At 34.9% G+C, this 8509-nt stretch carries 4 protein-coding genes; all 4 read left to right on the top strand.

The window, feature by feature from the left end:
- Positions 1 to 462: 462 nt before the first annotated feature.
- The 4 genes from NTX22_11825 to NTX22_11810 are packed head-to-tail and all read left to right on the top strand — an operon-like array spanning position 463 to position 8478.
- Positions 463 to 1473: a LacI family DNA-binding transcriptional regulator gene (locus NTX22_11825; protein MCX6151207.1), complete on the top strand. Its 1011-nt coding sequence runs from the start codon at positions 463 to 465 to the stop codon at positions 1471 to 1473.
- Between the two features lie 42 nt (positions 1474 to 1515).
- The gene (locus tag NTX22_11820) at positions 1516 to 3894 is read left to right on the top strand and encodes a glycosyl transferase family 36 (protein ID MCX6151206.1); all 2379 of its coding nucleotides are present in this window, start codon (positions 1516 to 1518) and stop codon (positions 3892 to 3894) included.
- 55 nt (positions 3895 to 3949) lie between these two features.
- Positions 3950 to 6082: a hypothetical protein gene (locus NTX22_11815; GenBank protein MCX6151205.1), complete on the top strand. Its 2133-nt coding sequence runs from the start codon at positions 3950 to 3952 to the stop codon at positions 6080 to 6082.
- On the top strand, positions 6079 to 8478 hold the full coding sequence (locus NTX22_11810; protein ID MCX6151204.1) for a T9SS type A sorting domain-containing protein: 2400 nt from the start codon (positions 6079 to 6081) through the stop codon (positions 8476 to 8478). The genes NTX22_11815 and NTX22_11810 overlap by 4 nt, the downstream gene beginning before the upstream one ends.
- Positions 8479 to 8509 lie beyond the last annotated feature (31 nt).

Genomic DNA, 8509 nt, shown 5'->3' with positions numbered 1-8509 from the left:
GTGGCTGTCGTATAAGAAAATGAACTCATTAAATAATCTGTGTACAGTTCTAAGAGTTCTTTTTTCATCGCATACCTCTGATTTTTGTCACCAGAAATTTAATACCTTTCTTTCTCTTTGCGTAAGGTGAGTTATTAATTAAACAGCTCAATCCATTCCAGTTTTCAAGTTGGGGAATCTATTCCTGTGCAACCCTTCAAGTTATCTTTTCGTAAAAAAATTAATTTAAATTGTAGAATTAGGAAGTCAAACTGAGCTTCAATTTATTTATTCATTTGAAAGCAACCGGAACTAAGAGTTGTACCGACAATGTAAAAATGTAAATCAAATGTAAAATTTACATTGTGGATTGATTGAATAAATTAAATATTTACGATAATCTATTGACAACAGAAAATTAATATATTAGATTGCTCATAGAAATGTAAACGTTTACATCGATTAATCTTACACTATTTATTTATGTCTGTTACAATAAAAGAATTGGCTCAAAGAGCAAATGTATCAATAGCAACTATTTCCCGTGCTTTGAATAATGATATCAAAGTAAAAGGGGAAACCAAAGAAATGATCGTTTCTCTTGCAAAGGAATTTAATTATAAACCGCATGTTTTAGCCAGAAATTTTGTAAAGAAAAAAACTAACACAATTGGACTTGTATTGCCGGATGTGGTAGATGAATTTTTTACAGAAGTTATTCGTGGTGTCGATTTGGTTGCTTACTCCGGTGGGTACAATGTTATGATTGCTGGAACACACAGTGAACGTACAATGGCAGAATCAATAATAAACTTTATGGGAAGAGGAGTTGTTGATGGAGTGATAGTTATGGCGCCGGCGCTAAACGATGTAATAAAAGAAGTTTTGTCTAAAAGTCACATTCCGGTTGTTATCCTAAATAGTAAAAGCGATGCATTTAAATATGATTCTGTTGGAGTTGATAATTTGCAGGGTGCTTATTCGATGATGGATTATTTAATTAATACTCTCTGTCATCGCAAGATTGCTCACATCTCCGGACCCGCCGGTAATAACGATGCCCATTTACGAAAGAAAGCATACCTTAAAGCTCTTCAGGATAATAATATTGCTTTCAAAGAAGAGTGGTTAATAAATGGCGACTTTACTGTAAAAGGTGGAGAGACCGCTTGCCGCAGATTGCTAAGTCTTTTAGAAAAGCCAGAAGTGATATTTGCTTCCAACGATATGATGGCTATTGGATGTTATAGAGCAATTCAATCTTTTGGATTGAAGATTCCCGATGATATTGGAGTAGTCGGTTTTGATGATATTTTCGTTAGTCAATTCCTTACACCAAGATTAACTACAGTTCTGGTCCCGATTATTGAATTGGGCAAAACTGCTGCTACCTTGTTGCTTAAAAGAATTGATAACAACAATTCAGAACAAGAAAAGCATATTAAAATATCTACCGGACTTGTAATTGGAAAATCGTGTAAACAATTAATTTAAAATTTTGCTAAACCAGTCTTGACTTTATAACTGGATGCGTTTATGAATGTTTTTACTACAAAGTATGGTCATTTTTCTAATGATGGAAATGAATATATAATTAATACTCCGCAAACTCCAAAACCCTGGATTAATGTTATTTCAAATGGTGATTATGGTGTTGTTATATCTCAAACTGGCGGTGGATTTAGCTGGCTTACTCACTCGGAATTTAATCGTGTTACAAGATGGCACCAGGATTTAATCCAGGATAACTGGGGAAAATATATTTATGTAAAGAATAATGAAACTGGAGAATTATGGAGCCCAACCTGGCTGCCCGTTAAAACTGAATTAGACTTTTATGAATGTCATCATGGAATCGGTTATACAATCTTTACAACTGAGTTTAAAGGAATAAAAATTCAATTAACTATTTTTGTCCCAGTTGATGACTCGCTGGAAATTTGGGATTTGAAAGTTACAAACTCATCTGCTAAACCTGTTGATCTTTCCTTTTATACTTACTTTGAATGGTGCCTCGGATCATCTGCAGATCATCACCGCGAATTTCATAAGACATTTATTGAAACAAAATTTGATAAAAAATTAAACTCCATCATCTCCGGAAAAAGAATTTGGGAAATTCCTTTCAGCGATAGAGGACATTGGAATATAGATTATGAGTATAAAGGTTTCTTTGCTTGTAATAAAAAAGTTTCTTCTTATGAATGCGATAAAGAAAATTTTCTTGGTCAGTATGGAAGTCTGATTTCTCCCGAAGCAATAGTTAAAAACAAACTAACAAAGACAACCGGAATTTGGTACGATCCTATCGCTTGTCTTAAAGTTGATGTAAAACTAAATGAGAATGAAGAAGATAGATTTGCTTTCTACCTTGGTTTGAAAAAAAATGAAGATGAAATTGAGCAAACACTTAAAAAATATAAATCATCAAAACAGATTGATAAAGCCTTAGAAAATGTAAAAGTTAAATGGGAAGAGATGCTTTCTACTCTGGAAATTAATACTCCAGATGATGCAATGAATTTAATGGTAAACAAGTGGCTAAGGTACCAGGCAATTTCTGGTAGACTTTGGGCGCGTACAGCTTACTACCAGCAAAGTGGTGCTTATGGATTCCGCGATCAGCTTCAGGATAGTTTAGTGTTTCTTCCAATTGATCCTTCCTTAACAGAAAAACAAATTAAGCTTCATGCTCAACATCAATTTAAAGATGGTACTGTCTTACACTGGTGGCATCCAATAACTGAAACAGGATTAGCTACCAAGATGACCGATGATTTGCTATGGCTTCCTTTCCTTATCATTCAATATTTAGATGAGACGAATAATTATTCTTTTCTGAATCAAATTGTTCCTTACTATGATGATAAAGAAAAAGAAGATGATTTGTTTGAGCATTGCAAGCGTGCTATTAACCGGGTTTTGAAACGGTTTAGCAAACGAGGCTTACCATTAATTGGTGCAGGTGATTGGAATGATGGTTTAAGCGCAGTTGGTCTTGAAATGAAAGGTGAATCTGTTTGGTTAGCCGAATTTCTCTATTACATTTTAATAAATTTTAAAAAGGTAGCGGAAGCAAGGGGAAGAAAAAGATTGGCGGAAAGATATTCTGAAAGAGCAAAAGAATTAAAGAAAGCTTTTGAAAAACACTCCTGGGATGGTGATTGGTTTTGGCGAGCCACAAAAGATAGCGGTGAAAAAATTGGCAGCGCAGAAAATAAAGAGGGGAGAATTTATCTCAACTCTCAATCGTGGAGTGTAATAAGCGGAATTACCACAGACGAAAGAAAACACACAGCAATGGATGCGGTTAAAAATCATCTTGTAAAAGATAATGGTCCGGTATTGCTGTATCCTGCTTATACCAAACCAGATAAATACATTGGATATCTTACACGCTATGCTGCGGGCAGAAGAGAAAATGGCGGAGTTTATATGCACGCTGCCACTTGGGCAATCTGGGCTTACTCCTTGCTTAAACGAAGTGAAGATGCTTATGATATATTTAAAAGAATTTGCCCGATTTATAATGGAATGAAACCAGATAAATGGAAAGCAGAACCATATGTTACGCCAGGAAATATTGAAGGACCAGAATCTGTTTTTTATGGAATGGCGGGTTGGACCTGGTATACCGGATCGGCATCGTGGTATCAAAAAGTTTGTGTTGATTGGATTTTAGGAATTCGTGCAACTAAAGAAGGACTACTGGTTGATCCTTGTATTCCAAAAGAATGGAACAAATATTCAGTAAAAAGAAAATTCCGGAATACGATTTATAATATAAAAGTTATCAATCCGGACAATGTTAGTTACGGTGTTAAATCAATTATAATTGATGGTGAAGTGGCTGAATCAAATTTGATTAAAGCGGTAAACAAAAAAGAAGTAAATGTTGAAGTGATTTTAGGATGAAGCAATTCACTACAAAAACACAAAGCAGTACGCGATTTATGAAGCAGAATTATATATGACCGAACAAAATAAAAATATTATTTCTTTAAACGGTAATTGGCAATTCATAAAGGATGCTGAAGAAAAACTTGTCCTGAATGATATAAATAAAAAACTTGATTCTGATTTTAATTTTGCTGAAATGGAAATTCCACAGAACTGGCAGCTTGCAGGGCTGGATAATTTTAATGGTGCAATTTGGTTTTTAAAGCATTTTGATTTACCTGAACCAAAAGATGGAATAAAAATATTAAAATTTTTTGGAGTGGATTATTTTGCTGATGTATGGTTGAATGGGAATTATCTTGGTAATCACGAAGGATATTTTCAACCTTTCTATTTTAATATAACCCATACAGTACAAACAACAGATAATCTTTTAATAGTTAAGGTTACTTCTCCCTTGGAACTGCCCGGAATAGTTTGGCCTAATAGAAAAAAATTAATTAAAGGAATATTTAATCATCACGATTGCCGACCGGGTGGATGGGATTTGAAACATGGGCAGGATAAAAACACTGGCGGAATTTGGAATGATGTTGCAATTGAAATTGGGGCTGGAATATTTATAGATCACGTCAAGATAGATACAAAACTTAACCAGGGAAAAGATAAGACAGATGTAAAAATTATTGTGAAATACGAATCATCATTTAATTCTTCCTTAACTGATTTTGTTGATTTGAATATTGCCTCTCCTTTTGGCGAAGAACTGCAAAATAAAAATTTGGTTGATTTCAAACCGGGCAAAAATAAATTTGAGCTTGTAATAGAAATACTTCAACCCGAACTTTGGTGGAGCTGGGATCTTGGAAGTCAGAAGTTGTATCAACTAAAAATCTCATCAACTTTGTTCGCTGAAAAGCATTTCACTTTTGGAATAAGAGAAGTTCACCTTGATGAGCAGAATGTGTTTCATCTTAATGGAGAAAAACTTTTTCTTCGGGGAACTAATCTCATCCCAACCCAATGGTTAAGCGAATTGACAACGGAAAAAATCAAATTTATTATTGACTTGATGAAGGAAGCGAATATTAACATCGTGCGCGTTCATGCCCACATTAACCGCGCGGAGTTTTATGATGAATGTGATAAACAGGGAATTCTTGTCTGGCAGGATTTTCCGCTTCAGTGGACGTACGATGAATCGAAGGAGTTTGCAGCAAACGCAGTTTCCCAAATTAAAGATATGGTGAACCAGTATTACAATCATCCCTCAATCTGCTTTTGGTGCTGCCACAATGAGCCTGGTGAGCAGATCAATTCTCTCGATTCTTTACTTTATAAAGCAGTTCAATCGGAAGATCAAACGCGTATAATCCGGAAAGCTTCTAATTATGAAGAACATCCTTACGACGGCTGGTATTGGGGAAACAAAGAACATTTTGCCGCCGCACCAATGGGACCGTTAGTAACAGAGTTCGGTGCACAGGCTGTTCCTCAAATTCAATCGCTGCAAAAGTTTTTAAGTGAAGATGAAATTTATAAACCCGATTGGTTGAAATGGAAATACCACAACTTTCAGTATGAACAGACATTTAATATTGCCGGAATTGAACCCGGAAATAATGTAAATGAATTTATTGAAAACTCCCAAAATTATCAGGCGGAATTAATTCAAACAGCAGTTGATTTTTACCGGCGGAAAAAATTTAATGGTATAAACGGAATCTTCCAGTTTATGTTTATAGATTGCTGGTCCTCAATTAGCTGGTCTGTAATAGATTATTATGGTAACAAGAAAAAAGGTTTTGATTCATTAAAAAATGCTTATCAGCCAATTTATGTTTCCGTTAGAATGCGGCAGAAAAAATATTTTCTGGATAGCAAGTTAAATTTTGATTTATGGATTATAAATGATCTGATAGAATCGTTCCAAAACATTTCTCTTCAAATCTTCTTTGATGAAACAGTAATTCATCAGATAGATTACATTAAACTTGCTGCAAATGATATTCAGTTTATTGATTGGGGAAAATTGAAGATTAAGATTCCATACGAAACAGAAATAGGCGAACATCAGATTAAGTTTGAACTTATTGACAATGCAGTGGGAAAAATAATCTCTGTGAATTCTTCCCGAATGGAAATTGTTTCTAAGGTAGCGATTGAATTTGTAAACGTAGATGTAATGGAAGGAAAGGAATGAAGAAAAATTTACTACTGGTTCTATTTGTGATTTTTGCTGTTAATTTAATTGCCCAGGATTACGTATTCTTTAGCAATAGTCCAACCAGCAATTTCTACGATCCAAGCTGGGGATATGCAAATTTACCAAGCAGTGTTGAAAGAATAAATAACGAAAAATTTCCTGTTGACAATACACACCAATATTCTGGTTTGAACTGTTTAAGACTAAAGTGGAATTCAAAAGCCAGTGGAGACTGGGGAATTGCTGTTGCAGAACAAGGATGGCTTCCACACGATATTTCAACTAAGGATTATCTTACCTTCCGTGTGTATACTGAAAGCACAATTTCAAATACTGATTTGCCATTAATTTATTTGGAAGATTTAAATAATAACAAAACCGCTAAGCAAAATTTATTGGGCTTTTCTAATTCAATTTCCGCAAACACATGGACAAAAATTTCCGTTCCATTAAATGTTTTTATTCAAGCTCCCGGGCTGGCAAATCCGTCAATCATTAAAACAATATTCTTCGGTCAGTCAACATCAGATGGAATAGATCATACACTGTACATCGATGAAATACGAATGATTAAAGCTGCGGAAGCTGATACAATTTCTCCTTCTGTTCCAACTAATATTAAAGTTACGGGATTTGATCGGCATTTTGATGTAACCTGGACACCAAACACAGAAACAGATTTAGCCGGTTATAGAATTTACAGGTTAGAATCTTCAGCATATAAAATTATTGGCGAAGCAGAAAAAGATGAAAACTTCTTTTCTGATTATGTTGGTTTACCTCCACAAACTAACACCTATAAAGTTCTCGCTTATGATCTTTCTGGTAATCAATCGGAGTTAAGTGTCGAGGCTTCTTCATCTACAAAACAATTAACTGATGATGAACTTCTTGGTATGGTTCAGGAAGCAACATTTAGATATTTCTGGGACTATGCGCATCCGGTTTCAGGTTTGGTTAGAGAAAGGCGCGGCTCTGGTGAAACCGTAACAAGTGGGGGAAGTGGCTTTGGAATAATGGCAATTCCCGTTGGAGTGGAAAGAGGATTTATTACCAGAGACCAGGCAGTTGAAAGAATTTTAAAGATTTTAAACTTCCTTAATACCAAAGCTGATAGATTCCATGGAGCTTATTCCCATTGGCTTGATGGAACAACCGGAAAAGTTATTCCTTTCAGCCAAAAAGATAATGGCGGTGATTTGGTTGAAACTGCATACTTAATTCAAGGTTTGCTTTCAGCAAGACAATATTTTAATCAAAATAATTCCGATGAAGAACAGATAAGAAATATTGTTACATCAATTTGGGAAGCCGTTGAATGGGATTGGTACAGAAGATTCACAAGTAGTAATTATTTGTATTGGCACTGGTCGCCAAACTACAATTGGGATATGAATATGACTGTAACAGGACCAAGTGAAACAATGATTACTTATCTGCTTGCAATAGCTTCTCCCACTCACGCAGTTCCACCTTCACTTTTCAGGAATGGGTTTGCCGGAGGATTTTATAAAAATGGTAAATCGTTTTACGGAATTCCACTTTATGTAGGATGGGATTATGGTGGTCCGCTTTTCTTTGCCCATTACTCATTTCTTGGCTTCGATCCGCGCGGAAAGAAGGATATGTTTACAAATTACTTTGTGAACAATAGAAATCATTCATTGATTAATCATGCTTACTGTGCTGCAAATCCAAAACACTATTCCGGATACGATGCAAACACATGGGGCTTAACAGCCAGCGATGATCCGTTTGGATATGGAGTGCATGAACCAACAAATGATAATGGAACAATAACTCCATCAGCAGCGCTTTCATCAATGCCTTACTCACCAGAGGAATCGATGAATGCTTTAAAAAGTTTTTATTTTACATATGGAAAAAACCTTTGGGGTGCTTATGGATTTAAGGATGCATTTAATTTGAGTAAAAATTGGTATGCTGATAGTTATCTGGCAATTGATCAGGGACCAATCATAGTAATGATAGAAAATTACAGAAGCGGATTATTATGGAAAAATTTTATGGCAAATCCGGAAATCCAACCGATGCTTGACGCAATAGGATTTGTTAAAGACACTACTACCAGCGTAGAAAATATTGATGAACCTAATTCTTTCAAATTAATTGGAAATTTTCCTAATCCATTTAATCCTGCAACTAAAATAAAATTTTCTCTTAAAGATGCACAAAATATTAAAGTAATAATTTATGATATGCTTGGAAGAAAAATAAAGTCGTTTGAAAAAGGAATGATGACCGCCGGATTACACGAAATTGAATGGAATAGTAAAAGTGATCTTGAAGAGCCGGTAAGTTCTGGTATTTATTTGTATTCAATAAATGGACTGGAAAAATCACTAACTGGAAAAATGATTCTTCAAAAATAAACAATAGATATATGAACCATCAAAGTAAAAA

Source organism: Ignavibacteriales bacterium, assembly GCA_026390815.1.
In the GTDB taxonomy this organism is placed as follows: Bacteria; Bacteroidota; Ignavibacteria; order Ignavibacteriales; family SURF-24; genus JAPLFH01.
This window is presented reverse-complemented; position numbering and strand designations above follow the sequence as displayed.

Coding starts and splice junctions, on each gene's coding strand:
- NTX22_11810 (MCX6151204.1), top strand. CDS start 6,079: ATGAAGAAAAATTTACTACTGGTTCTATTTGTGATTTTTGCTGTTAAT.
- NTX22_11820 (MCX6151206.1), top strand. CDS start 1,516: ATGAATGTTTTTACTACAAAGTATGGTCATTTTTCTAATGATGGAAAT.
- NTX22_11825 (MCX6151207.1), top strand. CDS start 463: ATGTCTGTTACAATAAAAGAATTGGCTCAAAGAGCAAATGTATCAATA.
- NTX22_11815 (MCX6151205.1), top strand. CDS start 3,950: ATGACCGAACAAAATAAAAATATTATTTCTTTAAACGGTAATTGGCAA.